The sequence below is a fragment of the Actinoplanes sp. NPDC051475 genome (assembly GCF_040689425.1).
GTDB lineage: Bacteria > Actinomycetota > Actinomycetes > Mycobacteriales > Micromonosporaceae > Actinoplanes.
Genome location: NZ_JBFAZZ010000003.1, coordinates 170,577 through 195,365, shown reverse-complemented (window position 1 = coordinate 195,365; position 24,789 = coordinate 170,577). Strand labels below are relative to the sequence as shown.

The window sequence follows — 24,789 nt, the reverse complement described above, 5'->3', positions numbered from 1 at the left end:
CGGCCCCCCTTCGGACGACGTGTTTCCTCCGTCGTCCCGCCACACCTTCTTCCTGGTTACGCCGTGGCGGACTGTTCCATGCCCGCGAAAATGCGATTCACCCTGCCCAGGAAATGGAGTGCAACCTTTTGCCGACCGACATCGCTCAGCAGATCATCGACGAGTTCCGGACCCATCGGGGACGCGTCACGGGGGTCCTCGAGAACAAGCGGATCCTGCTTCTGACCACGGTGGACCGGGAGACCGGCGGACCACGTACGGCCGCGCTGGAGTTCCTGCTCGACGGAAGCCGGCGCACCCTCGTGGTCGCCGTGCCCGACGGCACCGGCCCGCTCCCGCAGTGGTACGAGGACGTGCTCGCCGATCCCCGGGTGACGGTGGAGAACGGTGCGTTCACGATCGAGGCGCGCGCGATGCCGTTGCCGGACGACGAGCGCGACGCCGTCGTCGACCGGGCGGCGGCGCTGGATCCCGGCCTCGCCGGGGAGCGGTCGGCCGCCACGGCGCCGCTGCCGGTCGTCGCGCTGAACCCGGTCAGCGGCCGCCCGAGCGGCGTGACCTGGAGCGACAACCTGAAGCTGATCCACGACGCCTTCCGCCGGGAGATGGCGGTCATCCGGAGCGAGGCGGCCCGGCCGGGCACCCGCCTGGGCGCGCAGCTGCGCATCAACTGCCTCACCCTCTGCGGCGGCCTCGATCACCACCATCGCAGCGAGGACGCCCAGATGTTCCCGGTGGTGGACGAGCATCATCCCGAGCTCGCCGACGCGGTGCGGCGGCTGCGCGAGGAGCACGCGGCGATGGCGAAGCTGCTCGGGGAACTGCAGCGGGTGATCGGTTCGGACGACGCGGACCGGTCCGCCGTGCGTGCCGAGGTCGACCGGCTCACCGCCGCGGTCGAGGCGCATCTGGATTACGAGGAAGAACAGCTCCTGCCTATTCTCGACGCGCTTCCGGCGGGCTGAGGTCACACCTTTTTCACCGCTGCGGGCGACCGACCGGCAGCGGTGGAACGGCATGCCCAAAAATGGTTGCGACAATGGCGTGAAGGTACGGAAAGAACGGCGGGAAAGGGTTGCAGTCCACCTTTCGAATGTGGTCTGCTGGCCGCAGTGTCGCGTGTCGGTGGCGGACAGCGTCAGACATGGAGGCACCGGTTCGAAAGGTCTTCTATGACCCCCACCCCATCCATTCGTATTGCCGCGGTTCGATGCGCCGGAGGTGGCGCATGATCAAAGCGCGGGATCTGACCCGTACCTTCACGTCGCGCAAGGAGACCGTCGAGGCGGTCCGGGGCGTCAACATCGACGTCAGCCGCGGCGAGATCGTCGGCTTCGTCGGCCCGAACGGCGCCGGCAAGACGACCACGCTGCGGATGCTGACCACGCTTCTGCGGCCCACCGGCGGCGAGGCGCAGATCGCCGGCTTCGACCTGGCGACCGACCCCGCCAACGTCCGCCGCCACATCGGATACGTCGCCCAGGGCAACGGCTCCGGTGACGACCAGCGCGTCGTGGACGAGCTGGTGACACAGGGCCAGCTCTACGGCATGCGCTCGGCCGACGCCCGGCGCCGCGCCACCGACCTGCTGGAGCGGCTCGACCTCGGCGGCCTCAGCGGGCGCTTGGTGTCGACGTTGTCCGGCGGGCAGCGGCGGCGGCTGGACTTCGCGCTCGGCATGGTGCACAGCCCCGAGTTGCTGTTCCTCGACGAGCCGTCCACCGGCCTCGACCCGCAGAGCCGCAGCAACCTGTGGGAGCACGTCCGCGCCCTGCGGGACGACCACGGTGCCACCGTTTTCCTCACCACCCACTACCTCGACGAGGCCGACGCCCTCTGCGACCGCCTGCTGGTCATCGACGGCGGCGTGATCGTCGCGGAGGGCACCCCGGACGCGCTGAAACGCCGGGTCGCGGGCGACCTCGTCGTGCTGGGCACCCCGCAGCCGGCCGAGGTCGCCGTGATCGCGGCCCGGGTGGCCGAGGACGCCGAGCTGACCACCACGGACACCAGCGTCAGGCTGCGGGTCCCCGGCGGCAACACGGTGCTGCCGCGGCTGCTCAGCGAGCTGGACCGGGCCGGGCTCATCCCGGACTCCGTCGAGGTGCGGCGCCCGACCCTGGACGACGTCTTCCTCACCCTGACCGGCCGATCGTTGCGGGAGGAGCCCGATGCGCGTGCTGCATGACACCGGAGTCGTCTTCATGCGGTCGGTGCGGCCGCTGGTCCGCCAACCGCTGGTCATCGTGCTCGGTACGGCCCAGCCGATGCTGTTCCTGCTGCTGTTCGGGCCCCTGCTCGGCGGCTTCGGCGGCGCGGGCGACTCGTGGCAGTGGTTCGTGCCCGGGCTCGTCATCCAGATGGCGTTGTTCGGCTGCGCGTACGCCGGCTACGTCCTCATGCCGGAGATCCGCACCGGCGTCCTGGAGCGCCTGCGCGTCACCCCGGTGAGCCGCGTGGCGCTGCTGCTCGGCAGGGTGCTGCGCGACGTCGCGGTGCTCCTGATCCAGTGCGTCATCCTGCTGGCCGTCTCCGCGGCGTTCGGCTTCCGCGCGAACCTCGGCGAGATCCTCCTGGTGCTCCTGGTCGGAGTCCTCGCCGGCACCGCGATCGCGGCCACGTCGCACACGCTGGCCCTCAAGGTCCGCCACGAGTACGTCTTCGGACCGCTCCTCGGCGGCACGGTCATGCCGGTGCTCCTGCTCTCCGGCGCCCTGTTGCCGATGGACCAGGGACCGGAGTGGCTCTACTGGCTGTCCCGCGTCAACCCGCTCAGCTACGCGGTGGACGCGGTCCGGGCGGTGGTCCTCGGAAAGGTCGCGTCCGGCACGGTGGTGTACGGCGCGCTGCTCACCGTTGCGGTGGCCGTGCTGTGCCTGTTCTGGGGAGTCCGCACCTTCCGCCGGGAAGCCGTGTGATCGGCGGCCACGGCTCGATCGACAGGAGTGTCATGAGCAAGGAGAAGGCGGCCCTGCCGCCGGGTTTCGAGGATTTCCAGAGGAATCTCATCGCCGAGTTCCGCGCCAACGGCGGAAAGGTCGGCGGAATGTTCGCCGACGCCAATCTCTGCCTGCTGACGACCACCGGCGCCCGCACGGGGGAGCCGCGTACCACCCCGCTGGGCTACGTGGAGATCGACGGCCAGGCCATGGTCGTCGCCTCCGCGGCCGGCAGCGATCGTCATCCCGCGTGGTACCACAACATCCGCAAGAACCCGCAGGTCACGGTGGAGGTCGGTCCGGACGCGTACACCGCGGAGGCGGTCATCCCGCCGCCGGCCGAGCGTGACCAGCTCTTCGCCGAGGTCAGCAAGGTCGCTCCGGGCTACGCCGACTACCAGGCGCAGACGGATCGCGTGATCCCCGTGGTCAAGCTCCGGCGCGTCGAGGGCTGAGGCGCCGGGCAGGGTCCGGAACCGGGCCGGGGTGGGCGTGTCCCACCCCGGCTCCGGCGTGCCCGCGGGTGCCCCGGCCGCTCACCTCGAGGGCCGGTACACCGCCGGTCGAACGCGGTGGAAAGCGAATGTCCACCGTGTCATTCTGGCGCGGTGAGCGGCATTCAGCAGAAACAGAATCTGGCCGGCCTGTTCGATCGCGCGGCGCCGACGTACGGCACCGATCTGGACTTCTTCACCGAGGTGGGCGCGCAATTGGTGCACCACGCCTCCCCGCGCCCGGGGGAAACCGTTCTGGACATCGGCTGCGGGCGCGGCGCGGCCCTTTTCCCGGCGGCCGAGCGGGTCGGTCCGTCGGGCCGCGCCATCGGTATCGACATCGCGCCCGTCATGGTCCGGCTGGCGGCCGAGGAGGCGCAGCGGCGGGGCCTGGACATGGTCGAGGTCCGCGTCGGCGACGCCGAGGCACCTGACGTCGACCCGTCCTCCGCGGACCTCGTCATCGGCAGCATGATGGCCTTCCTGCTGCAGGACATCCCGGGTGCCTTCCGGCACTACGCGCGGATCCTGCGACCTGGCGGCCGGCTCGCGCTGAGCACCTTCGTCGCCAATGACCGGCTCCGCTGGACGCCCGTACAGGAGGCGCTGGTGAGCTTCATGCCGGTGGCGCCGCCGGCGGATCCGATTCAGCACCTCGAGCCGCGCCGGTGGTCGGACTGGCTGATCGGTCAGCTCGAGGAGGCCGGGTACGCCGACGTCGAGTACGCCGAGCGCCGGTACGACAACGTCTTCGCCACCCCCGAGCACTGGTGGGGGTGGATGGGCTCGATGGCGGCGCGGGCGGCGGTGGAGGCCATCCCGGCGGACCGCCACGACGAGGCGAAGCGCGCCGTGTTCGAGGCGGTGGACCGGATCCGCGACGAGTCCGGGCGGATCGTCTGGACCGCGGTCATGCGGTTCACGACCGCGTACCGGCGATGAGCGCCCCGGCACAGGCCGCGGCCGGTCCCGTCGCCGTGCAGGCCGCCCTCGTGGAGTTGGTGGCCCGGGACGCCGCCGCGGCGGAGACCGGCCGCGAGCTGACCCCGCAGGTCGTCGCCGCGCTGCGCGAAGCGGGATTCCGGCGTCATCTCGTGCCGCGGGCGTACGGCGGAGCCGGGGGTTCGTTCGGCGACCTCACCCGGGCAGTGGCCGCGATCGGCGCGGCGTGTGCCTCCACCGCCTGGTGCGCGTCGGTCGGCGCCCACCTCGCCCGGATGGCGTCCTTCCTGCCCGGGGAGGGCGCGCGGGAGGTGTGGGCCGAAGGCCCGGACGCCGTCCTGGCGGGATCGCTCATCCCGGGTGGCACAGCGGACCCCGTGGCCGGCGGCTGGCGTCTCAGCGGCCGCTGGCCCTACGTCAGCGCGGTGCAGCATGCGGACTGGGCGCTGCTGTGCGTCCTGGCGCCCGCGTCCGGCCCCGCGGAGGCGCTGATGGTCGCCGTTCCCCGCAAGGACCTGCGCGTCGAGGACACCTGGTCCGATGTGGGCATGCGGGCGACCGGCAGCCACACCGCCATCGTCGAGAACGTCGTGGTCCCGGAGCACCGGGCGGTACGCCGCGCCGAGATCATCGAGGACCGCCGCGGCGGCGTGCCGCTGCGCGCCGTCAACGCCCTGTCCTTCGCCGGTCCGGCGCTGGGCGCCGCGCGCGGGATGCTGGCCGCGTGGCGGGGCGTCGTCGCGGCGAAGGCCGTGCAGCCCGCCGCGGCCCGGGTGCCGTACGACGCCGTGTTCGCCCGTGCCTCCGGCGAGGTCGACGCTGCCGGGCTGCTGCTCGAGCGGGTGGCGGCCGTGGCGGACGCGGGCACTGTGACGCCCGAGCTCGAGGTCCGGAACTTGCGCGACTGCGCCCTCGCGGCCGACGTCCTCACCACCGCCGCTGAGCGCCTCTTCCGCTCCGCGGGTACGTCAGCGCATGCCGTTTCCGCCCCCTTGCAGCGGCACTGGCGTGACATCCACTCCATGGCCTCGCACGTCGTGCTGGGCTTCGACGCCGCGGCACGCGCGTACGCCGATAATCTTTTTGCGAGGTCCGATGTCCACCACACCTGAGCTGCGTGAGATCGCCCAGGGCGTGTACGCCTACCTCCAGCCGGAGGGCGGCTGGTGCGTCAGCAACGCCGGCCTGCTGCATTCGCAGGGCACGGCCGCTCTGATCGACACCGCGGCGACCGAACGGCGGGCCCGCCGGCTGCGCGAGCACGTCGTCGCCGGCGGTCGCCCCGCGCCGCGGCTGCTGGTGAACACGCACTCCCACGGCGACCACACCTTCGGCAACTACGTCTTCCCCGAGGCGACCGTCGTCGCCCACCGGCACGCCCGCAACGAGATGGACCGCGCCGGCCTGCACCTCACCGAGCTGTGGCCCGGGGTCACCTGGGGAGACGTCGAGGTGGTGCTGCCGGCGGTCACGTACGCCGACCGCTTGACCGTCCATGTGGGCGCCCTGACCGCGGAACTCCTGCACGTCGGCAACGCCCACACGACCAACGACACGGTCGTCTGGCTGCCCGAGCACAAGGTGCTGTTCACCGGCGACATCGCCATGTCCGGTGTCACGCCGTTCTGCCCGCTCGGCTCGATCGCCGGTTCGCTGGGCGCCGTCGAGCAACTGCGGGCGCTGGACCCGGCCGTGATCGTGGGAGGCCACGGGCCGGTCGGCGGCCCCGAGGTCCTCGACGCGACGGCCCGCTACCTGGCCTGGGTTCAGCGCCTCGCCCGGGACGGCCTGGCCGCGGGCCTGAAGCCGCTGGAGGCCGCGCGGCAGGCCGACCTCGGGGAGTTCGCCGGCCTCGGCGAGTCGGAGCGGCTGGTGCCGAACCTGCACCGGGCATACGCCGAGGAGCTGCACCAGCAGCACGGCGCCGAGCTGGACATCGCGGCCATGGCCCGGCAGATGGGCGTGATCTTCCAGGAGATGGTGGAGTTCCACGGCGGGCCCCTGACCTGTTGCGCCTGAGGCCCGCCGCCCGGGTCAGCGCCGCCCGGTCACGTTGCAGATCTCGAGTTCCGGCCACATGAAGGGGGAGGGCACGGTGGTCACGGCCAGCCCGTGACGGCGCAGTGCCTCCTCCACCGCCGCGCGCGCCCCGTCGTGCCCGCTCGTCTCGACGAGCATGGAGCGCAAGCGGGCCCAGTCGCCCGGCTCGATGCCCGCCAGCACGTCGCGTTCCGCGCCCTCCACGTCGATCTTCACCAGATCGACCGGTCCCGGCCGCGGATGGTCCCGGCGCAGCAGACCGGACAGCGGTTCCACCGGTACGGACAGAAGCGTCGGCGCGAACATCCTCGCGGCCTGGTCGGCGCCGAACTGGCGGGCCGTCAGCTCCCGCTGGAGGTCGTACTGCTCGGGGTAGCGGGTGGAGTTGGCCGGCATCTCGGCGAAGAAGGTGAACGGCGCCGCGGGGACGCCACGGGCACCGAGGCAGACCTCGTGCACGGTCACGCCGGTCAGGCCGTGCAGCTCCATGTTGCGCCGCAGCAGTGCCGCGTTCTGCGGGGCCGGCTCGATCGCGATGACCCGGGCGCGGGGGTGGCGGCGCTTGATGAACAGGGTGAACAGCCCGATCCCGGCGCCGACGTCCAGCACGACCGGCGCGTCGGGCAGCTTCCAGCGCGCGTACGTGTCGTCCTGGAAGATCTCTCGGTGCAGGAACCGCGCCTCCGCCTCGTGGGTGGCGTAACACTCCAGGCCGTCGTCGAACTGGACGCGGTGGACCTCGTCGTAAGACACGGGGTTTCCTCTCAGCGCAGGTGAGAGCCGCCGTCGACCAGCAGCACCTGGCCGGTCGTGTACGCGGCCCCGAGCAGCGCCAGCACGGCCTGTGCCACGTCCTCCGGCAGGCCCACCCGGCGCAGCGGGGCCAGCTGGGCGACCTGCTCGGCGATCGGCGCGAAGAAGTCCTTGCCCCGCGTCCACGGCGTCTCGACCAGCCCCGGCGCCACCGCGTTGACCCGTACCCGGGGACCGACGGTCGCGGCGAGCAGGCGGGTCATGTGTTCGATCGCGGCCTTGCTGACGGCGTACGGTATCGAGCTGCCGGCGGGCCGGTTGCCGGCCAGCGATGAGATGTTCACGACCGAGGCGTCGCCGCTCGACCGCAGCGCGGGCATGGCGGCGACGGTCAGCTGCCACGTGCCGAACACGTTGACCGCGAAGATGTCCCGCCACACCTGCGGCGTCGCCGCCTCGAGGTCGGCGTGCGGGATGGCCCGGGTGGTCCCGGCGTTGTTCACCAGGACGTCGAGGCGCCCGAAGCGGTCCAGCGTCTCCCGGACCAGCCGGTGGCAGTCCTGTTCCTGCGCCACGTCGGCCTGGAGGTAGACGGCATCCGGCAGGGAGGCGGCGATCTTCTCCCCGGCCTCGACGGAACGGGCGGAGTTGACGACGACGCGGTATCCGTCGTCGGCGAGCCGGCGGGCGACCGCCTCCCCGATGCCGGACGACGAGCCGGTGACGAGCGCGACGCGGGCGCTGCTCATGGATGCCTCCTTCGGGCGCCCGAGCGGCGCCGGTGCGGGTACGGCCGGGCGCCAGCCTGCCGCGGCCCGCTCGACCCGTGATCGAGCCGGGGTCGGGAACGCTGCTCCACGGACCGTCGAGCCTTGCTCGAGTCCCGCCGCCGACAGTGGTCAAAGCCGGACGACCGAAAGGCCCTTCGCGTGTTCTCCCACCTGTCCGAATTCCATGCCTGGCTGGCGCAGCGCCGGCGGGCGAATGCCTACCACGTGGCGGAGGTGCCCCTGGACCGGCTCACGAACTGGTACTCCGACGAGACGACCGGCAACCTGCTGCACCGCAGCGGGCGGTTCTTCTCCGTCCAGGGCCTCGACGTCGCCGGTGCCGGCCGCGAGGTCGACGCCTGGCAGCAGCCCATCATCGTGCAGCCCGAACACGGCATCCTCGGCATGCTGGTGAAGGAGTTCGGCGGCCGCCCGCACTTCCTGGTGCAGGCGAAGATGGAGCCGGGCAACGTCAACCTCGTCCAGGTGTCGCCCACGGTCCAGGCGACCCGGAGCAACTACACCGGGGTCCACGGCGGCAAGGCCGTGCCGTACCTCGACTACTTCGTGGCGCCCCGCGGCGGCCGCGTCCTCTTCGACGCCCTCCAGTCCGAGCAGGCCTCGTGGTTCCTGGCCAAGCGCAACCGCAACATGCTGGTGCAGACGGAGGAGGACGTGCCGCTGCTGGACGACTTCTGCTGGCTCAGCGCCGATCAGATCGCGGCCCTGCTGCACCAGGACAACCTGATCAACATGGACACCCGTACGGTGCTGTCGGGCGCCGTGGCGGTGCGGCGGTCCGCGTCCGGCGGCGGTGGCGACGACTTCCGGGGGGCGCTTGCCCGGTCCGCCGCCGTGGGTGCCCGGGCCCACCACGACTTCGCCGAGCTGCTCAGCTGGTTCACCGAGGCCAAGGGGCACTGCACGCTGACCCGGCGGCTGATTCCGCTGTCCTCGGTGCGGGGCTGGTCGCGAACCGACCGGGTCGTCCAGCACGACGACGGTCAGCACTTCACCGTTCTCGGCGTCGACGTCACTGCCACCAACCGCGAGGTCGGAGGCTGGTCCCAGCCGATGTTCGCGCCGCGAAGCGAGGGCGTGATCGCCTACCTCGCGCGGCGCATCGACGGCGTCGTGCACTTGCTGGTCCAGGCCCGCGTCGAGACCGGTGCCTTCGACCGCGTCGAGATGGCGCCCACCGTGCAGTGCCAGCCGGAGAACTACCGATCGGCCACCACCCGTCCCCTCTTCCTGCAGGAGGTGCTCGACGCGCCGGCCGGGCGGATCCGGTTCGAGGCCGTGCACTCCGAGGAGGGCGGCCGGTTCTACCACGCCACGAGCCGGTATCTGATCGTCGAGGTCGGCGAGGACTTCCCGCTCGACGTGCCACCCCGCTACGCCTGGCTGACCGTCCGTCAGCTCATGGACTTCGTGCGCTTCGGCAGCCACCTCAACGTCGAGGCCCGCAGCCTTCTCACCTTCCTGGGTTTCTACGACACCGACGCGGACCGCCTCGCGGCCGTCGTCTGACGCCGACACAGCACAAGGAGACAGCAGTGACCGTCCCCGTGAACGTGGAATCCATCCGTACCGAGCTGCGCGAGCACCTCGCCGGAATCCTCTACTGCGAGCTCGCCGAGATCGACGACGACGCCACCTTCACCGAGCTGGGCCTGGACTCGGTGCTCGGGGTGGAGCTCGTCACGCTGGTAAACGCCCGGTACGGCACCGAGGAGACGGTGGACTCCGTCTACGACCACCCGACGGTGAACCGGCTCGCCGGCCACCTCGCCGACACGGTGCCCGCTGCTGGGCAGGGGGCCGGGCGATGACGTCGGCGCCGCTGACCCGCGAGCCGATAGCGCTCGACGAGAGCTGCCTGACCCGCCGGGTGACGATCACCCCCAGCATGTGCGGCGGCAGCTCGCTGATCTTCGCCCAGCTCGGCGACTGGACGTGGGAGGCGGTGAACGCCGCCTGCCGCACCAACGTCTACGTCGCGCGCAACGCCGAGGGCAACCCCAGCTATCTGTCGTTCTACTACTTCCACGTGCGGGGCGATCCCGGGCTGCACCCGTACGGCCTGACGTTCGGCGACGAGCTGGACGTCACCTCCCGCGTCATGGACCTCGGCAGCCAGTCCGTGCTGACCCTGCACCGGCTGAGCCGCGCGGGCGCGCCGGTGGGCGAGACGATGCTGGAGCCGGAGGAGTTCTACGAGAACCCGCGCCCCGGCTGCATGTACGTCGAGAACCTGAACCGGTGGGTCTCGCGTACCCGCCCCGGCAGCAACAAGGGCCTGGTCGAGGCGTCGCCGGTCGGGTTCGAGCACCGCCATCTGCCCCGCCTGCCCAGCGTGCACTCGCCGCGCGCGATCACCGGGCGGGCACGCCAGGACGGGACCTTCTACCCCGACGGCGTCCCGGGCTACGTTCTGGCCACGCCGGAGCACTCGAGCACCTACCTGCTCGACCCGGTGCGGGACCTCAACGGTGTGGGGCTGGTGTACTTCGCGTCGTACTTCTCCGTCGTGGACACCGCGCTGCTGCGGCTGTGGCTGGAGCTGGGCCGCGACAAGGCCTCGTTCCTGCGGCGCACCGTGCTCGACCACCGCCTCGGCTACTTCGGCAACGCGGATCTCGACTCGGTCTTCGCCCTGACCGTACGGCTGTGGCGGCACGCCGGCCGGCCCGGCGACGAGATCGTCGACGTGACCCTGCGCGACCAGGCCACGGGCAAGTTGCTCGCCGTCGCGGCGGTGCACCAGCTCCTGGAGGGACGACCATGACTGCCGAGCACGAGGTCCGCCGGGTGGTGGCGGACGTCATCACCGGCCTGCTGCCCGGCGTGGCTCCGGCCGACATCACGGACGACAAGAACCTGCAGGATCTCGGCGCGGACTCGGTGGACCGGGTGGAGATCATGGTGGAGCTCCAGCAGCGCCTCGCCGCGGGCGAGCCGCTCTCCACGCTCGCGGACGTGCCCGACATCGGCGCCCTGATCACCATGCTGGCCGGGGCGGCGGCCCGATGACCGCGCCGGAGATCGGCATCGAGGCGATGGACGTCTACTGCGGGGTGGCGAAGGTGTCCACCCGGATGCTCTTCGAGAAGCGCGGCCTGCTGCCGGGCCGCTACGACAACCTCATGATGGACGAGCGCTCCGTCCAGATGCCGTGGGAGGACCCGGTGACGAACGGGGTCAACGCGGCGCGCCGGATCGTCGAGAACCTCGAGCCGGCCGAGCGGGACCGGATCGAGCTGCTCATCACCGCGACCGAGTCGGGGCTCGACTACAGCAAGTCGATCGCCTCGTACGTGCACCACTACCTGGGCCTGCCCCGCACCTGCCGCATCCTGGAGGTCAAGCAGGCGTGCTACGGCACCACCGGAGCGTTGCAGCTGGCGGCGGCCTTCCTCGCGGCCGGCCTCAGCCCCGGCGCGAAGGCCCTCGTGATCGCCACCGACGTCAACCCGATGGACGCGCACGCCGAGTACGCCGAGACGACCACCGGCCACGGTGCCGTGGCGCTGCTGATCGGGGACCGGCCGGGAATCCTGGCGCTGGATCTCGGCGCGTACGGCGTCAACAGCTTCGAGACGATGGACACCGCGCGGCCGAGGCCGGACCTGGACCTGTACCACGCGGACCTCTCGCTGCTGACCTACCTGGAGTGCCTGGGCGACAGCTTCCGCGCCTATCGGAGCCGGGTGCCGGACGCGGACATCGTGAAGTCCTTCGACTATCTCGCGATGCACACCCCGTTCGCCGGCATGGTCAAGGCCGCGCACCGAAAGATGATGCGTGAGTTCGCGCCCCGGCCGCCCGCCGCCGTGGCCGAGGACTTCGAGGCGCGGGTGCTGCCCTCGCTCGGCTACGCCCGTACCGTCGGCAATCTTTGCTCGGGGTCCATCTACCTCGCCCTCGCCGCGATCGTCGACAGTGAACCCGCTTCCGCCACCGCGGGCGCGAAGGTGGGGCTGTACTCGTACGGTTCGGGCTGCGCGTCGGAGTTCTTCAGCGGGCGCATCGTCGCGGGCGCCGCCGAGCGCCTCGCCGGGCACAGCATCGGCCCCCGGTTGTCGGTCCGCCGCTCGCTCGACTTCCAGGAGTACGAGCGCGTACTGCCCGCGGCCAAGGAATGTCTCGTGCCCCGGGCCGACCACCAGGTCGACCTCACCGGCTGCGACGACTATCTCGAGGCCGTCCGCTCCCGGGGATCGGTGCTCGTGCTGCGGTCGATCGACAACTACCACCGGCGCTACGAGTGGCGATGAGCGTCCTCTCCGTCGACACCTCCCGCGCCGCCGTCGCCCGCGTCGCGCTGCGGTCCGCCGATGCCCGTAACCGGCTCGACGACGACACGGTCGCCGCGCTGCTCGGCGCCCTCGACGACGCGGAGAGCTCTCCCGGCGCCGGGGTCTTCGTCATCACGGCCGAGGGCGGGACGTTCTGCTCGGGCATGCCGTTCGCCGACGTGGAGGAGGCCGACTGGCCGTCCCGTACGGCCGGACTGCACCGGCTGTTCCACCGGCTGCGAACCTCGCCGCTGGTCACCGTCGCGGTGGTGGACGGTGCGGCGCTCGGCGGCGGCGTCGGCCTGGCCGCGGCCTGCGACCACGTGATCGCCGGGACCCGCGCCCGCTTCCGGATGACGGAGGTGCTGCTGGGGCTCGTACCGGCGCTGATCCTGCCGTTCGTGGCCCACCGGGTCGGCGCGTCGCGAGCCGTCTCGCTGGCCCTGACGGCGACCGAGGTCGACGGCGAGCGGGCCGCCACCCTGGGCCTCGCGGACACCTGCGCGCTGAACCCCGAGCGGGAACTGCGCCGGATCCTCAGTCGCCTGCATGCCAGCGACGGCGACGCCGTCCGGGCCCTCAAACGGTACGCCCGTGCGCTCCTCGGCGACCCGGCGAGCGACTACCCCCTGGCCCACGAGGTGCTGAGCACCCGCCTCGAGGACCCTCGCCTGCGGCGGCGGCTGGCCGGTCTCGCCGCCCTCGCCGGCTCCGAGGGCCCAGCGTGACCGGGCCGGTGCGGCTCGACGTCTCGCCGCCGCTCGCCGTCGTCCGGCTGGGCGACGAGGCGGGCCGGAACCGGATCTCGCCCGCCCTGGCGAAGGGCATGATCTCGGCCCTGGAGAAGGCCGCCGCCGACCCGGGCGTCCGGGCCGTCGTGCTGGAAGGACTTCCCGACATCTTCTGCGCCGGCGGCACCCCGGAACGGATGCTGGGCGGGTTCGAGCAGCGGGTGGACGAGATCTGGGAGTTCCTGCGGTCGGTGCTCACCTGCCCGGTCCCGGTGGTGGCCGCCGTGCAGGGACACGCGCTCGGCGGCGGGCTGCTGCTCGCCCTCTACTGCGACATCCAGGTGTTCAGCGCCCGGTCCCGGTACGCGACGACCTTCGCCATGTACGGCCTCGCCCCGATCGGCGGCGCCACCTACATCGTGCCGCAGATGCTCGGCGCCGCCCTGGGCCGGGAGATGCTGCACACCGGCCGCAGCTATCGGGGTCAGGAGCTGGCGGTCCGCGGCGCCGGGGTCCGGGTCGCCGACCACGACCGGGTGGTCGCCGAGGCCCACCGTGCCGCCCTGTACGTCGCTCAGGGCACCCGTACCAGCGTGGAACACGGCAAGGCGCACCTCGCCACGCCCGTCCTCGAGGCGGCCACGGAAGCGCTGCGGCGCGAGGCCCCGGCCCACGAGGCGACCGCCCGCACGGCCGAATCGGAACGGAGAATCCGCATGTTGTACGGCGGCGGTCCCCGCCATGGGTGACACCACGCCCCCGCCCGTGGCCGTCATCGGCATGTCGTGCCGGGTGGCGGGCGCCGAGACGCCGGCGGAGCTCTGGCGCCTGGTCGATGCCGGCGAGCGCCGCTTCACCGAGGTGCCGCCCGGGCGGTGGCCCGGCCTCGACCGGAGCCTCGCCGCCACCGCGCGCGCCGCGCTGCTGGAGCGCATCGACGACTTCGACGCGCGCTTCTTCGGCATCGCGCCGCGGATGGCGGCCTGGCTCGACCCTCAGCACCGGATGCTGCTGGAACTGGCCCAGCACGCCGTGGAGAACGCGGGCTACGACCCGGTCCGGCTGCGGGACGCCCCGATCGCCGTCTTCGCGGGCGCGTTCATGTCGGACTACGACCAGCTCATCAACCTCGCCGGCCGGGCCGACAGCGCCGCGCTCCCCGGCACCCTCATGGCGTTCCTGGCCAACCGGGTGTCCTACCAGTTCGCGTGGACCGGGCCCAGCCTGGTCATCGACTCCGCCTGCTCGTCCGGGCTCGCCGCGCTCGGCATCGCGGTCCGTGGCCTCCAAGCGGGGGAGTACCCGATGGCCCTGGTCGGCGCCGCCAATGTCATCAACGCGGGTTTCTACGCCAACAACGCGTATCGCGGCGGGGCGCTGTCACCGACCGGCGAATCCGTCCCGTTCAGCGCGAGCCGCGACGGCTACGTACGCGGCGAGGGCGGCGCCTGTGTCCTGCTGAAACCCCTGGACGCCGCGCTGGCGGACGGCGATCCGGTGCACGCGGTGATCCGGGCGGTGGGCACCGCGCACAAAGGCCGTGCCGGGGGGCTGACGGGTTCCGACGCGGCCGCCCAGGAGGCGCTGTGGCGCCGGACAGCGGCCGCCGCCGGGATCCGGGTCTGCGACATCGGCTTCCTCGAGGCGCACGGCACGGGTACGCCGGGCGGCGACGGGGTCGAGCTGCAGGCCTTGGCGCAGGCGCTGGACCAAGGACCGCAGGGCCGGGTCCGGGTGGGCTCGGTCAAGGCGAACATCGGTCACCTCGAGGCCGCGTCGGGACTCATCGGCATGGTCAAGACCGCCCTGGTGCTGCGGCACGGCCGGATTCCCGGCGTCGCCGGCCTGGGCGACGCCGATCCGGCGCTGCCCACCGGCGGGGGCCGCATCGAGGTCTCCGCGGACGGCGTCGCCTGGCCGGGTGGTCCCGGCCTGCGGCGCGCGGCGGTCAACTCGTTCGGGCTCGGCGGCACGATCTCCCAGGTGATCCTCGAGGAGCCACCGGTACGCCGCCTGCCCCCACCGGCCACTCAGGAACCGGTGCTGGTGCCGCTGTCGGCGGGTACGCCCGAGGGCCTCGCCGCGCAGGCCAGGCGGCTCCTGCTCGACCTCGACGACGAGCCGGCGACCGACCCGGCCGCGGTGGCGTGGACGTTGCGGCACGGCCGGCCCGCGCGTGCGGAACGGTTGCTGCTGTGCGTGCGCGACACGGCAACCCTGCGGGCCGGGCTCCGGGGCTACCTCGCCGGCACCGGCCACCCGGCGGTTGTGACCGGTGCGGACGGGGACTGGGAAGAGCTGTGGGGAGACCGGTCGGTGCCGCCGCGGGTGGCGCTGTCCGGCTCGGTCTTCGACCGCAAGCGGCATTGGTTCGACGAGAACGCGCCGGCGCCGCTGCCCCTGTGACAACGGCCCGGCGCGATCGGCGTCAGGCCTCGACCTGAGCGGTATGGCGCCGGGCCTCGTCGAGCGTCAGCATGCTGTTGGTACGCAGCAACGACTGCACCGTGGCCCGAGCCTGCGCAAGGGTGGCGCCGGGGCCGAACACCTCCGCCACCGCCTCGGGATCGAGCGCGACGTCGTGCCGGACCGTGACCAGGGTCCCCCCGGCGGCCGGCGACAGCGTCCACGTCCCGTTGTGGGCCAGCAGCGGACGCGGCACGGTGGTCTGCTTGAAGACGATCAGCTCGCCGTCGAAGCACAGGCGGATGGAACGCGTGGTGTGCGCCGTACCGTCCGGAGCCAGCGTCTCCATGTCCAGCGTCTGGGTCTCGGCGCCGGCGAACATCTCACCGGCCTCGGCGGTCGTCAGGGTGAGCCGGCGGACGTGCGGGATACGGTCCGGCCACAGATCGGCGCGGTGCAGGAAGTCGTAGACGTCCCGCGTGGGCGCGGCGATGGTGACCTCGTCGGTGAAGGAGAAGACGAGCTCGTCGATGTCGGGGGCCTCCGCCCAGTAGCGCACCGCCGCCACCTCCTCGTTGCTGTTGCGGTCCAGGGCCTCGGTGATCCATTGCCGCGTGCCGGCGCCGGGTTCGGTGGTCGACCATCGGTGGCCGAGCACGATGTGACAGCCGTCGTCCGCCGGCTCGAAGTGCCAGGAGCCCCCCACGGAGGCGAACGGCGGAGCCGGGTTCTCCTGGGAGAAGTCGACCCGGTGCCGCTCGGGGTCCAGCCGGCGGCGCGAGACCCAGCTGCGCACCTCGCCGCCCGCGGTGGCCCACAGCCGGATCCGCTGCTCGCGCTCGCCGGCCTCGAGCACCTGGGCGTGCACCGACGGCCCGAAGATCAGTGGCCACCGGGTCACGTCCGCGACCACCGCGTACGCGCGCCCGGGCGCCGCCCGGGTGGCCGCCCCGTGCTCGGCCGACTGTTCGTCTCGATCCGCCATGTCGTTCCTCTCCGCGCCTGTATGTGCCGCTCCGGGGCACTGTCGCCGGGTCGCCTCGAAGCAGGCTCGACTGCCCGTGGACCGCCGCGCTCGATCCCAGCGCGAGGCGGAATCGAGAGGACGCGGTGATCGTGTCCGGACAGACGGCACTGGCGAGGGGACGGCATGGCGATGACGACGAAGCTGGTGAACCGGAGAGTGCTGGTGATCGGCGGTACCGGCTTCGTGGGCCGGCACGTGTGCGCCGCGCTGACGGCGGTGGGCGCCGACGTCTCGGTCCTCGCCCGCCGGATGCCCGGCAGCCCCGGCCCGCCCGCACAGGTCCTCGACATCACCGGCACTGACCCGCAGGAGATCGCGCGGCTCGTCCGGCGCTCGCGCGCCGATGTGGTCGTCAACTGTGCCGGTGCAGTGTGGCAGCCCACCCCGGCGGAGCTGGAGGCCGGCAACGTCGAGCTGGTGCGCCGGTTGACCCGGGGCCTGGCCGGGTTGCGACCGGCACCCCTGCTGATCCAGCTGGGCAGCGTTCACGAGTACGGAGCCGGGGCCGGCGACGGTCCCACGCCGGAGACCTTCGCGACGGGGCCTGTGACCGACTACGGCCGGAGCAAGCTGCGCGGCACCGAGGTCGCCCTGGCGGCGAGCCGGGACGGCGAGCCGGCGGCCGTGGTGCTGCGAGCGGCGAACACCACCGGCCCCGGCTTGCCGCGCGGCAGCCTGCTGGGCGGCGTGGCGGGCCGGCTCGCCGACTTCGCCCGCGGCCCGCGCCCCGCCGGTGCGGTGCTCGAGCTCGATCTGCCGCCGTTGACCGCCCAGCGCGACTTCGTGGACATCCGCGACCTCGCCGACGCGGTCGTCGCGGCCGCCGCGGCGCCCGTCGAGGCGGTGCGGGGCGAGGTGCTGAACATCGGCTCCGGCCGTGCCCTGCCGGTCCGGCACCTCGTCGACCGGCTGGTCGCGCTCAGCGGCCTGCCGGTGCGGATCACCGACCGGCCGGGCGGTACGGCCCGCCGCGACGTCGACCTGCTGCTGCTCGACACGGCCAAGGCGCACAAGCTCCTCGGCTGGGAACCGCGCCGGGACCTCGATGCCTCGCTGTCCGACATGCTCACCACCGCCTGAGGAGCAGCCCGTGCGTGTCCTGTTCACCGTCTTTCCGGCGACCGCCCACGTCCATCCCGTCGTCCCGCTCGCGTGGGCCCTGCAGAACGCCGGTCACGAGGTGCGCGTCGCCATCCACCCGGATGCCACGCGGCTCGTCACCGAGGCGGGCCTGGCGGCCGTGCCGTTCGCCTCGAGCGAAATCCTGGCCGACGCGATGCGGTGGAACGACAACTTCGCGATGCTCGACACCCTCAGCGACGCGCTGTCGCTGGACACCGCCCACGCCGACGGCTGGGAACGGCAGTGGTCGGGGCTGACGTCGATGCTGCGGCTGTTCACCCCCATGCTCGACGACCTGCTCGCCATCTGCCGCGGCTGGGAGCCGGACCTCGTCGTGTGGGACCAGTTCTGCGTCGCCGCGGCGGTTGCTGCCAGGCTGACCGGTGCCGCCCACGCCCGGTTCCTCTGGGGCCAGGACAACATCGCCTGGTTGCGGTCGCAGTGGCGGCACTCGCACGGCACCGCGGCGGGCGAGCTCACCGAAGACGATCCGGTCGCGGCCCTGATGAGTCCCATGCTCGCCGCGCACGGCCTGCCGTTCACCGAGGACCTGCTGCTCGGGCAGTGGACGATCGACCCGATGCCACCGGCCTTGCGGCTGCCGCTGGACCTGCACTACGAGCCGATCCAGCGGGTGCCGTACAACGGGTCCCAGGTGCTGCCGGAGTGGTTGCGCGGCCGGCCCTCGTGTCCCCGCGTCTGTCTCACGCTGGGCATCGGCGGCCGCGGACGGCAGCTGTTCCGGGAGTCCGGGGTGCCGTTCGACGAGGTGGTCCGGGGGCTCGCCGCGATGGAGGTGGAGGTCGTGGCCACGCTGCACGCGGACCTGCTGGCGACGGTGGGCGAGGTGCCGGACAACGTACGCCTCGTCGAGTACGTGCCGCTCGCGCATCTGCTGCCGACCTGCGCGGCGGTCATCCATCACGGCGGCGGGGGCACGTTCGCCGCGGCGGCGGCTTTCGGCGTACCCCAGATCATCGTGCCGATGCCGTTCTGGAGTGAGGCGACGACGGCCCGGTTCGTGGCCGGCCGGGGGGCCGGGATCGTCATCGACAGCGCGGGCTTCGGTGTGGACGTGCTGCGCAAGGAGCTGGGGCGGGTCCTGGAGGACCCGTCCCTGCGTGCGGGTGCCGAGTCGCTGCGGCGGGAGCTCCGGCAGGCGCCCGCACCCCACGAGATCGTCGACGTGCTGCGGGCGCTGACCGAGCGGCACCGGAGCTAGGAGGAGGAGGGTATGCGGATCACCGAGACGGCGATTCCCGGGGCGTACGTGATCGAACCGGAACTGCACCGGGACGACCGTGGTGCGTTCCTGGAACTGCTGCGTGCCGACCTGCTCGAGGAGCGCCTCGGGCGGCCCTTCCTCGTGCGGCAGATCAACTATTCGATCTCGCGACGGAACACGCTGCGGGGCATCCACAGCGCCACCGTGCCGCCGGGCCAGGAGAAGTTCGTCACCTGCGTCAGCGGCGCGATCCGCGACATCATCGTCGATCTGCGGGTGGGTTCACCCACCTTCGGACGGTACGTGGTCACGGAGCTCAGCCAGGAGTCCCGGCGCGCCCTCTACATTCCCGACGGTGTGGGACACGCGTTCCACGCCCGCGCCGACGGCACCTGTGTCTCGTACGCGGTCTCCACGGTCTTCGTGCCCGGCACCCAGCTGGAGGTCGATCCGCTGGATCCGGAACTGGGGTTGCCGTGGGACCTGACCGAGCCGCCGGTGATGTCGGAGAAGGACCGGTGCGCGCGTCCCCTGGCGGAGATGGCCGACTCGGGCCTGCTCCCCAAGTGGGAGTAGCGGGCGCATGAGGGGGCGGGCCGGCGTGATGCCGGCCCGCCCGCTTTCGTGCGTCAGGCCTTCCGCGTCGCTGTGACGTAGTGGAAGCGCAGCTCCTCCCACATGAACTTGACCGGCTCGGCCGAGACGTCGAAACCCTTGCTCCGCAGCAGCCCGGTGACCTCCTCGAGCCGGTCGCCGAAGTCCGCCGCCTCGAGCAGGACGGTGCCGATGTGCGGCCAGTGCCGGTCGTCGATGCCGCGCAGGACGTCCAGCTCGGCGCCCTCCACGTCCACCTTGAGCAGGTGGACGGCCGTGACCTCCGGGTGCTCGCGCGACAGCACGTCCGACAGCCGCTCCACGCCGACCGTCATCTGCGCGCTGGCGAACAGCGTGGTGGCCTGCTCGGCCCCGAGCCGCTCGCTCATCAGCGACTTCTGCAGCTCCTTCTCGCCCGGGTGCAGGGTGGAGTTCCCCGGCATCTGCGGGTAGTACGTGAGCTGGGCCTCGCCCGGCTGCGCCCCCAGGCAGACCGGGTGCACCGAGACTCCGTCCACCTCGTGCAGGTCCAGGTTCTTGCGCAGGGCCGCCACGTTCTCCGGCGCCGGCTCGAAGGCGATCACCGACGCCTGCGGATAGCGGCGCTTGACGAACAGGGAGAACAACCCGATGTTGGCGCCGACGTCGACGATGACCGGGCGCTCGGGCAGAGCTTCGTGGTCGTAGTTGTGGTCCTGGAAGATCTCGGCGTAGATGAAGCGCGCCTCGAATTCCCCGCTGACGTAGCAGGAGAATCCCTCGTCCAGTTCGACGAGTCGCAGACTCATGGGTGACGATCCTTTCGCTCGCGACCGGACGCTGCACCGGCCCGTTGCGGGCAGCATGATGAGTGCTGCTCGAGCGCCGGTGCAGCGTCGTGCCGATTCGGCGGATGACCCCGGTCCCTCCCGCTGGACCGGGACTTTCGTGGATCCGGCCCAGCGGTCAGACGCGTTCGAGGTCCAGCGCGGGATCGCCGGCCAGGATCGCCCGGTGCAGGCCCTGGATGCGGTGCGAGGGCTCCACACCGAGTTCGCTGACGAGCGTCTTGCGGAGCTGCTGGAAGATGTCCAGGGCCCGCCACGTGTGCCCGGAGCGGTACAACGCCAGCATCAGTTGCGCGTGCAGGTTCTCCTGCAGGGGGTTCGTGGCGGTCAGCTTGCGCAGCTCCGGAATGAGCGTCGCGTGCTTGCCGACCCGGAGGTCCGCCACGATCCGCTGGTCCAGGACGCGCATGCGGGCCTCCTGGAGCCCGAGCAGCTCCGTCGCAAGCACGGACCCGATGGGTACGTCCTGGAACGGCCGGCCCCGCCAGAGCGACAGCGCCCGCCCGAGCAGGTCGGACGCGCGAGGGGCGTCGCCCTCGTCGAGTGCCGCGTCGCCGAGGGCGGCCAGCCGCTCGAACTCGCCGAGGTCGAAGTACTCGGTGCAGGGTTCGAGCCGGTATCCGCCGAAGCTGGTGCTCAGCACCTCCTTGGCGGTCCGGCCGCCGGCGGGCAGGCTGCGGGCGAGCTGCTGGCGCAGCTGGAGAATGTACGTCTGCAGGGTGGTGGTCGCACTGCGGGGGATCGCATCGCCCCAGATCTCCTCCATCAGGGTCGGTACGGAGATGGTGTGTCCGTTGCGGAGGGCCAGCAAGGCGAGTACCTGCCGGGGTTTGCCGGCGCTGGGCACGACCGACATTCCCCTCTCGGTCACATTGAGCGATCCGAGTACCCGAATCTGCATGTCTTCCCTTTCGCTCCATTGGCGCACTAGCGCCGTGTGCGCATGGTATTGACCTCGTTGCATGGTGCCACTGTGGCGGAGAGTGGCCCAGTGATGACATCACCACCTGAGGTATGAAAAATTCACATGCTTCACTCTCCGGGTGGGCGGCGTACCGGCCCCCAGCGGTACTCGAGGGGACGGCCCTAGCGTCGGAGAGCATGAAGGCTCTCGTGCTGGCCGGTGGTGCCGGAACCCGTCTGCGGCCGATCACTCACACGTCCCCGAAGCAGCTGGTGCCGGTGGCCAACAAGCCGGTGCTGTTCTACGGCCTGGAAGCCCTGGCCGAGGCCGGTGTCCGCGAGGTCGGCGTCATCGTCGGCGACGGCGGCGGCGAGATCAGGGCGGCGGTCGGCAACGGCTCCCGCTTCGGCCTGGACGTCACGTACATCCCCCAGCACGCGCCGCTGGGCCTGGCCCATGCCGTGCTCATCGCCCGCGACTTCCTCGGCGCCGACGACTTCGTGATGTACCTCGGCGACAACTTCGTCGTCGGCGGCGTCACGGAGATCGTCGAGCGGTTCCGCGCCGACCGGCCCGCGGCCCAGATCCTGCTGACCAAGGTCGACGATCCCACCGCGTTCGGGGTGGCCGAGCTGGGCCCGGACGGCGGTGTCCTGCGGCTGGAGGAGAAGCCGTCGCGGCCCAAGAGCGATCTGGCCCTCGTGGGTGTCTACCTCTTCACCCCCGCCGTGCACGAGGCGGTGCGGTCGATCAAGCCGTCCCGGCGTGGCGAGCTGGAGATCACGCACGCCCTCCAGTGGCTGATCGACCAGGGCTGTGACGTGCGGTCGACGACCATCAGCGGCTACTGGAAGGACACCGGCAACGTGCTGGACATGCTCGAGGTCAACCGCTCGGTGCTGGACACCCTGGAGCCAGGGGTGGCCGGAAAGGTCGACGCGGCCAGCGAGATCGTCGGCCGCGTGCGGGTCGAGGAGGGCGCGGAGGTGTGCGGCTCGCGCATCGTCGGCCCCGCCGTGATCGGCGCGGGCACCGTGATCACCGGCTCCTACATCGGCCCGTTCACCTCGATCGCCGACAACTGCCGGATCGACGACAGCGAGGTGGCTTTCTCCATCGTGCTGCAGAACGCCCGGATCGACGGGGTACGCCGGATCGAGGCGTCCCTGATCGGGCGCAGCGCGACCGTGGCGCCGGCGCCCCGTACCCCCTCCGCCCACCGGCTCGTGCTCGGCGACCACAGCACCGTGCACCTCGCCTCATGAGCGGTGCGGGAATCCTCGTCACGGGCGGCGCGGGCTTCATCGGCTCGCACTACGTCCGCCGGCTGCTCGGCGACCCGGACCTCGGGGACGTCCGGGTGACCGTGCTGGACCTGCTGACCTACGCCGGCAACCGGGCCAACCTCGCGGACGTCGAGGCGGATCCACGGTTCGGCTTCGTCCACGGCGACATCTGCGACGCCGCGGTGGTGGACCGGATCGTCGCCGCCCACGACACCGTCGTGCATTTCGCCGCGGAGTCGCACGTGGACCGCTCGATCGACCGCTCCGACACGTTCGTACGGACCAACGTGCTCGGCACCCACACGCTGCTCGAGGCGGCGCGGCGGCACCACGGCGAGGACGCGGTGTTCGTCCACATCTCCACCGACGAGGTGTACGGCTCGATCGCGCGCGGATCGTGGCCGGAGACCGACCCGGTGCGCCCGAACTCGCCGTACTCGGCCGCGAAGGCCTCCAGCGACCTGCTGGCGCTCTCCTATCACCGGACCCACGGCATGGACGTGCGGGTCACGCGCTGTTCCAACAACTACGGTCCGTACCAGTTCCCGGAGAAGGTCATCCCACTCTTCGTGACCAACCTGCTCGACGGGCGCCCGGTCCCGCTCTACGGCGACGGCGGCAACCGGCGCGACTGGCTGCACGTCGGCGACCACGTCGACGCCGTGGAGCTGGTCCGCAGGAAGGGCCGCCCGGGGGAGGTCTACAACATCGGTGGCGGCACCGAGCTCAGCAACCTGGAGCTCACCGAGCTGCTGCTGGACGCCTGCGGCGCCGGCTGGGAGATGGTCCGCAGGGTGGCGGACCGCAAGGGCCACGACCGGCGCTACTCGGTCGACTGCCGGAAGATCGCCGAGGAGCTGGGCTACCGGCCGCGGCGCGACTTCGGGACCGGGCTGCGCGCCACCGTGGACTGGTATCGGGAGCATCGCGGCTGGTGGGAGCCGTTGCGGGGGCAGCCGTGCTGAAACCGCGACGTATTGATGTACATCGAGCACACATGGGAGCTGTATAACGTATTTGACAACCGCTTGCGTCGGTCCGAAACGGGGGATTGTTGTGCGGGTCTGGCTTGTGTGTCATCGGAGCGCCGTCTTCTGGGCGGCGTGGGTTACGGCTGCCGTCGCGACGGTGGTGGCCGCTGTGTTCCTGCCGTGGTCCGCGGCACTGATCACGTCTCTGTCGTGCGGGGTGGTCCTGGCCGCCGTGCTGGTCCGGCGGGCCCGGCGCCGGCGGTCGCGGGCGCCGGAGCGGTCCGCCGGCCTGGCCGGTGACCTGCACGACGTCATCGGGCTCGGGCTCTCCGCGATCACGCTGAAGGCGGAGCTCGCCTCGCACCTCATCGGCCGCGACGACGACAAGGCGCGGCGCGAGGTGTGCGACGTGCTCGACATCGCGCGGCAGTCCATCGCGGACGTCCGGAAGCTGAGCCGCGAGGCCTCCGGCCTGTCCGTGCTGGAGGAGCTCACCGTCGTCCGTGGCCTGCTGATCTCGCTGGGGGTCAAGGTCACGGTGCTGGCCTCGCCGGGTCCCTTCGACCGGCAGGTCGACCACGAGCTCGCGGTCGTCCTGCGTGAGGCGGTCACCAACCTGCTGCGGCACAGCGCGGCCCGCCGGTGCTCCATCCGGCTGCGGAACGTCGGCGACCGGACCCGGCTCTCCGTGAGCAACGACGGCGCGAGCCCCGTGCCTGCGGACACGGCGGGCACCGGTGTGGCCAACCTGCAACGGCGGATGGCCGCGCTCGGCGGGCGGCTGGACACCTCCTACCGGCGGGGCTGGTTCCGCCTGGAGGCCGACTGCCCGGCCGTCATTCCAGCCAACCGGCATCACGCGCGATCCGAACAGCGTCGAGTCGATTACGCGCGTTGAGCTTGTGCACGATGACGGTGAGGTAGTTGCGCACCGTACCCAGCGCGAGGTGCAGCTCCTCGGAGATCTGCCGGGGGCTGGCGCCGGTCGCGGCGAGCCGCAGCACGGTCAGCTCGCGCTGGGTCAGGCCCGGCTGGGTGCCGCCCCAGGCGGCCGAGGCCAGCTCGGGGTTGATGGCGTGATGCCCCGCGGCCGCCCGGCGGATCGCCCTGACCAGGTTCGCCGGCGGCTCGTCCTTGAGCAGGAAGCCGCTCACGTTGGCGTTGAGCGCCCGGCGCAACAGGCTCGGCGTCTCCATCGCGGTCAGCATGAGGACCGCGCACTCGGGCCGGACGAGGCGCAGCTCGGCGGCCGCGGTGAGGCCGTCCGTCCCGGGCAGGTTCACGTCGATCACGGCGACGTCGGGCCGGGTCCGGCGGGCCGTCTCGACGACCACGTCCCCGCGATCAATTTCGGCCACCACCTCGAAGTCGTCCTGCAGCTCGAGCAGGGCCACCAGGGCGCCGCGGACCATGTGCATGTCTTCGGCGAGGAGTAGTCGAATTGTCACATTCCTAGAGTG

27 protein-coding genes are annotated in these 24,789 nt (G+C 71.9%); 21 read left to right on the top strand and 6 right to left on the bottom strand.

What is annotated here, in order from left to right; genetic code table 11:
• The first annotated feature begins 128 nt into the window (after nucleotides 1-128).
• The 7 genes from AB0368_RS08225 (at nucleotide 129) to AB0368_RS08195 (ending at nucleotide 6,394) form a co-directional block, all read left to right on the top strand.
• Nucleotides 129-965, top strand: coding sequence for a nitroreductase/quinone reductase family protein (locus AB0368_RS08225; RefSeq protein ID WP_366153103.1), 837 nt, complete (start codon nucleotides 129-131; stop codon nucleotides 963-965).
• Nucleotides 966-1,228: 263 nt separating this feature from the next.
• Complete coding sequence (locus tag AB0368_RS08220; protein WP_366153102.1) at nucleotides 1,229-2,188, top strand: ATP-binding cassette domain-containing protein; 960 nt, start codon at nucleotides 1,229-1,231, stop codon at nucleotides 2,186-2,188.
• Complete coding sequence (locus AB0368_RS08215; RefSeq protein ID WP_366153101.1) at nucleotides 2,172-2,918, top strand: ABC transporter permease; 747 nt, start codon at nucleotides 2,172-2,174, stop codon at nucleotides 2,916-2,918. The genes AB0368_RS08220 and AB0368_RS08215 overlap by 17 nt, the downstream gene beginning before the upstream one ends.
• 32 nt (nucleotides 2,919-2,950) lie before the next feature.
• Nucleotides 2,951-3,394, top strand: a complete 444-nt coding sequence (locus AB0368_RS08210) for a nitroreductase family deazaflavin-dependent oxidoreductase (protein WP_366153100.1) — start codon at nucleotides 2,951-2,953, stop codon at nucleotides 3,392-3,394.
• Nucleotides 3,395-3,547: 153 nt separating this feature from the next.
• Complete coding sequence (locus AB0368_RS08205) at nucleotides 3,548-4,375, top strand: methyltransferase domain-containing protein (protein WP_366153099.1); 828 nt, start codon at nucleotides 3,548-3,550, stop codon at nucleotides 4,373-4,375.
• Nucleotides 4,372-5,487: an acyl-CoA dehydrogenase family protein gene (locus AB0368_RS08200; RefSeq protein ID WP_366153098.1), complete on the top strand. Its 1,116-nt coding sequence runs from the start codon at nucleotides 4,372-4,374 to the stop codon at nucleotides 5,485-5,487. The genes AB0368_RS08205 and AB0368_RS08200 overlap by 4 nt, the downstream gene beginning before the upstream one ends.
• Entirely contained in the window at nucleotides 5,471-6,394 is a 924-nt protein-coding gene (locus tag AB0368_RS08195; protein ID WP_366153097.1) for an MBL fold metallo-hydrolase, read from the top strand. Before AB0368_RS08200 ends, AB0368_RS08195 begins: the two co-directional genes overlap by 17 nt.
• Nucleotides 6,395-6,409: 15 nt before the next feature.
• Here AB0368_RS08195 and AB0368_RS08190 read toward each other — a convergent pair whose 3' ends face one another.
• Together AB0368_RS08190 and AB0368_RS08185 are read right to left on the bottom strand one after the other, a co-directional pair.
• Nucleotides 6,410-7,168: an FkbM family methyltransferase gene (locus tag AB0368_RS08190; protein WP_366153096.1), complete on the bottom strand. Its 759-nt coding sequence runs from the start codon at nucleotides 7,166-7,168 to the stop codon at nucleotides 6,410-6,412.
• A gap of 11 nt (nucleotides 7,169-7,179) precedes the next feature.
• Nucleotides 7,180-7,917 (bottom strand): SDR family oxidoreductase, encoded by a 738-nt coding sequence (locus AB0368_RS08185; protein WP_366153095.1) that lies wholly within the window; start codon nucleotides 7,915-7,917, stop codon nucleotides 7,180-7,182.
• 180 nt (nucleotides 7,918-8,097) lie between these two features.
• Here AB0368_RS08185 and AB0368_RS08180 point away from each other — a divergent pair, with 180 nt between their 5' ends.
• The 8 genes from AB0368_RS08180 to AB0368_RS08145 are packed head-to-tail and all read left to right on the top strand — an operon-like array spanning nucleotide 8,098 to nucleotide 15,373.
• Nucleotides 8,098-9,468 carry an NDP-hexose 2,3-dehydratase family protein gene (locus AB0368_RS08180; protein WP_366153094.1) on the top strand — a complete coding sequence of 457 codons (1,371 nt, stop codon included), beginning with the start codon at nucleotides 8,098-8,100 and terminating at the stop codon, nucleotides 9,466-9,468.
• Nucleotides 9,469-9,494: 26 nt separating this feature from the next.
• On the top strand, nucleotides 9,495-9,770 hold the full coding sequence (locus tag AB0368_RS08175) for an acyl carrier protein (protein ID WP_366153093.1): 276 nt from the start codon (nucleotides 9,495-9,497) through the stop codon (nucleotides 9,768-9,770).
• Entirely contained in the window at nucleotides 9,767-10,726 is a 960-nt protein-coding gene (locus AB0368_RS08170; protein WP_366153092.1) for an LnmK family bifunctional acyltransferase/decarboxylase, read from the top strand. Before AB0368_RS08175 ends, AB0368_RS08170 begins: the two co-directional genes overlap by 4 nt.
• Nucleotides 10,723-10,971 (top strand): acyl carrier protein, encoded by a 249-nt coding sequence (locus AB0368_RS08165; protein ID WP_366153091.1) that lies wholly within the window; start codon nucleotides 10,723-10,725, stop codon nucleotides 10,969-10,971. Before AB0368_RS08170 ends, AB0368_RS08165 begins: the two co-directional genes overlap by 4 nt.
• Nucleotides 10,968-12,215, top strand: coding sequence for a hydroxymethylglutaryl-CoA synthase (locus tag AB0368_RS08160; RefSeq protein ID WP_366153090.1), 1,248 nt, complete (start codon nucleotides 10,968-10,970; stop codon nucleotides 12,213-12,215). The genes AB0368_RS08165 and AB0368_RS08160 overlap by 4 nt, the downstream gene beginning before the upstream one ends.
• Nucleotides 12,212-12,964 (top strand): enoyl-CoA hydratase-related protein, encoded by a 753-nt coding sequence (locus tag AB0368_RS08155; RefSeq protein ID WP_366153089.1) that lies wholly within the window; start codon nucleotides 12,212-12,214, stop codon nucleotides 12,962-12,964. The genes AB0368_RS08160 and AB0368_RS08155 overlap by 4 nt, the downstream gene beginning before the upstream one ends.
• A complete protein-coding gene (locus tag AB0368_RS08150; protein WP_366153088.1) occupies nucleotides 12,961-13,716 on the top strand; it encodes an enoyl-CoA hydratase-related protein in 756 nt (251 codons plus the stop codon). Before AB0368_RS08155 ends, AB0368_RS08150 begins: the two co-directional genes overlap by 4 nt.
• A complete protein-coding gene (locus tag AB0368_RS08145) occupies nucleotides 13,709-15,373 on the top strand; it encodes a beta-ketoacyl synthase N-terminal-like domain-containing protein (protein ID WP_366153087.1) in 1,665 nt (554 codons plus the stop codon). The genes AB0368_RS08150 and AB0368_RS08145 overlap by 8 nt, the downstream gene beginning before the upstream one ends.
• Nucleotides 15,374-15,395: 22 nt before the next feature.
• Here the strand turns inward: AB0368_RS08145 and AB0368_RS08140 are convergent, their stop codons facing one another.
• Nucleotides 15,396-16,358: an aromatase/cyclase gene (locus AB0368_RS08140; protein WP_366153086.1), complete on the bottom strand. Its 963-nt coding sequence runs from the start codon at nucleotides 16,356-16,358 to the stop codon at nucleotides 15,396-15,398.
• Nucleotides 16,359-16,523: 165 nt separating this feature from the next.
• Here AB0368_RS08140 and AB0368_RS08135 point away from each other — a divergent pair, with 165 nt between their 5' ends.
• The 3 genes from AB0368_RS08135 to AB0368_RS08125 are packed head-to-tail and all read left to right on the top strand — an operon-like array spanning nucleotide 16,524 to nucleotide 19,323.
• Nucleotides 16,524-17,480, top strand: coding sequence for an NAD(P)-dependent oxidoreductase (locus AB0368_RS08135; RefSeq protein ID WP_366153085.1), 957 nt, complete (start codon nucleotides 16,524-16,526; stop codon nucleotides 17,478-17,480).
• Nucleotides 17,481-17,490: 10 nt separating this feature from the next.
• On the top strand, nucleotides 17,491-18,744 hold the full coding sequence (locus tag AB0368_RS08130; protein WP_366153084.1) for a nucleotide disphospho-sugar-binding domain-containing protein: 1,254 nt from the start codon (nucleotides 17,491-17,493) through the stop codon (nucleotides 18,742-18,744).
• Nucleotides 18,745-18,756: 12 nt separating this feature from the next.
• Complete coding sequence (locus AB0368_RS08125; protein ID WP_366153083.1) at nucleotides 18,757-19,323, top strand: dTDP-4-dehydrorhamnose 3,5-epimerase family protein; 567 nt, start codon at nucleotides 18,757-18,759, stop codon at nucleotides 19,321-19,323.
• A gap of 53 nt (nucleotides 19,324-19,376) precedes the next feature.
• Here the strand turns inward: AB0368_RS08125 and AB0368_RS08120 are convergent, their stop codons facing one another.
• The gene (locus AB0368_RS08120) at nucleotides 19,377-20,129 is read right to left on the bottom strand and encodes an FkbM family methyltransferase (RefSeq protein ID WP_366153082.1); all 753 of its coding nucleotides are present in this window, start codon (nucleotides 20,127-20,129) and stop codon (nucleotides 19,377-19,379) included.
• 157 nt (nucleotides 20,130-20,286) lie between these two features.
• Entirely contained in the window at nucleotides 20,287-21,039 is a 753-nt protein-coding gene (locus AB0368_RS08115) for an AfsR/SARP family transcriptional regulator (protein ID WP_366153081.1), read from the bottom strand.
• A gap of 230 nt (nucleotides 21,040-21,269) precedes the next feature.
• On the opposite strand from AB0368_RS08115, the gene AB0368_RS08110 reads away from it, so the two are divergent.
• The 3 genes from AB0368_RS08110 (at nucleotide 21,270) to AB0368_RS08100 (ending at nucleotide 24,227) form a co-directional block, all read left to right on the top strand.
• The gene (locus AB0368_RS08110) at nucleotides 21,270-22,337 is read left to right on the top strand and encodes a glucose-1-phosphate thymidylyltransferase (protein ID WP_366153080.1); all 1,068 of its coding nucleotides are present in this window, start codon (nucleotides 21,270-21,272) and stop codon (nucleotides 22,335-22,337) included.
• Nucleotides 22,334-23,323 carry a dTDP-glucose 4,6-dehydratase gene (gene rfbB, locus AB0368_RS08105; protein WP_366153079.1) on the top strand — a complete coding sequence of 330 codons (990 nt, stop codon included), beginning with the start codon at nucleotides 22,334-22,336 and terminating at the stop codon, nucleotides 23,321-23,323. The genes AB0368_RS08110 and rfbB overlap by 4 nt, the downstream gene beginning before the upstream one ends.
• Before the next feature lie 163 nt (nucleotides 23,324-23,486).
• Nucleotides 23,487-24,227: a histidine kinase gene (locus AB0368_RS08100; protein WP_366153078.1), complete on the top strand. Its 741-nt coding sequence runs from the start codon at nucleotides 23,487-23,489 to the stop codon at nucleotides 24,225-24,227.
• Here AB0368_RS08100 and AB0368_RS08095 read toward each other — a convergent pair.
• On the bottom strand, nucleotides 24,166-24,777 hold the full coding sequence (locus AB0368_RS08095; protein WP_366153077.1) for a response regulator transcription factor: 612 nt from the start codon (nucleotides 24,775-24,777) through the stop codon (nucleotides 24,166-24,168). The two genes, AB0368_RS08100 and AB0368_RS08095, sit on opposite strands and share 62 nt — an antisense overlap.
• Nucleotides 24,778-24,789: the final 12 nt, after the last annotated feature.

What these genes read in the sequence shown, in the direction of transcription:
- AB0368_RS08220 (WP_366153102.1), top strand. Translation starts at nt 1,229, where the DNA reads ATGATCAAAGCGCGGGATCTGACCCGTACCTTCACGTCGCGCAAGGAG.
- AB0368_RS08215 (WP_366153101.1), top strand. Translation starts at nt 2,172, where the DNA reads ATGCGCGTGCTGCATGACACCGGAGTCGTCTTCATGCGGTCGGTGCGG.
- AB0368_RS08210 (WP_366153100.1), top strand. Translation starts at nt 2,951, where the DNA reads ATGAGCAAGGAGAAGGCGGCCCTGCCGCCGGGTTTCGAGGATTTCCAG.
- AB0368_RS08200 (WP_366153098.1), top strand. Translation starts at nt 4,372, where the DNA reads ATGAGCGCCCCGGCACAGGCCGCGGCCGGTCCCGTCGCCGTGCAGGCC.
- AB0368_RS08195 (WP_366153097.1), top strand. Translation starts at nt 5,471, where the DNA reads ATGTCCACCACACCTGAGCTGCGTGAGATCGCCCAGGGCGTGTACGCC.
- AB0368_RS08185 (WP_366153095.1), bottom strand. Translation starts at nt 7,917, where the DNA reads ATGAGCAGCGCCCGCGTCGCGCTCGTCACCGGCTCGTCGTCCGGCATC.
- AB0368_RS08170 (WP_366153092.1), top strand. Translation starts at nt 9,767, where the DNA reads ATGACGTCGGCGCCGCTGACCCGCGAGCCGATAGCGCTCGACGAGAGC.
- AB0368_RS08165 (WP_366153091.1), top strand. Translation starts at nt 10,723, where the DNA reads ATGACTGCCGAGCACGAGGTCCGCCGGGTGGTGGCGGACGTCATCACC.
- AB0368_RS08160 (WP_366153090.1), top strand. Translation starts at nt 10,968, where the DNA reads ATGACCGCGCCGGAGATCGGCATCGAGGCGATGGACGTCTACTGCGGG.
- AB0368_RS08155 (WP_366153089.1), top strand. Translation starts at nt 12,212, where the DNA reads ATGAGCGTCCTCTCCGTCGACACCTCCCGCGCCGCCGTCGCCCGCGTC.
- AB0368_RS08145 (WP_366153087.1), top strand. Translation starts at nt 13,709, where the DNA reads ATGGGTGACACCACGCCCCCGCCCGTGGCCGTCATCGGCATGTCGTGC.
- AB0368_RS08140 (WP_366153086.1), bottom strand. Translation starts at nt 16,358, where the DNA reads ATGGCGGATCGAGACGAACAGTCGGCCGAGCACGGGGCGGCCACCCGG.
- AB0368_RS08135 (WP_366153085.1), top strand. Translation starts at nt 16,524, where the DNA reads ATGGCGATGACGACGAAGCTGGTGAACCGGAGAGTGCTGGTGATCGGC.
- AB0368_RS08125 (WP_366153083.1), top strand. Translation starts at nt 18,757, where the DNA reads ATGCGGATCACCGAGACGGCGATTCCCGGGGCGTACGTGATCGAACCG.
- AB0368_RS08120 (WP_366153082.1), bottom strand. Translation starts at nt 20,129, where the DNA reads ATGAGTCTGCGACTCGTCGAACTGGACGAGGGATTCTCCTGCTACGTC.
- AB0368_RS08110 (WP_366153080.1), top strand. Translation starts at nt 21,270, where the DNA reads ATGAAGGCTCTCGTGCTGGCCGGTGGTGCCGGAACCCGTCTGCGGCCG.
- rfbB (WP_366153079.1), top strand. Translation starts at nt 22,334, where the DNA reads ATGAGCGGTGCGGGAATCCTCGTCACGGGCGGCGCGGGCTTCATCGGC.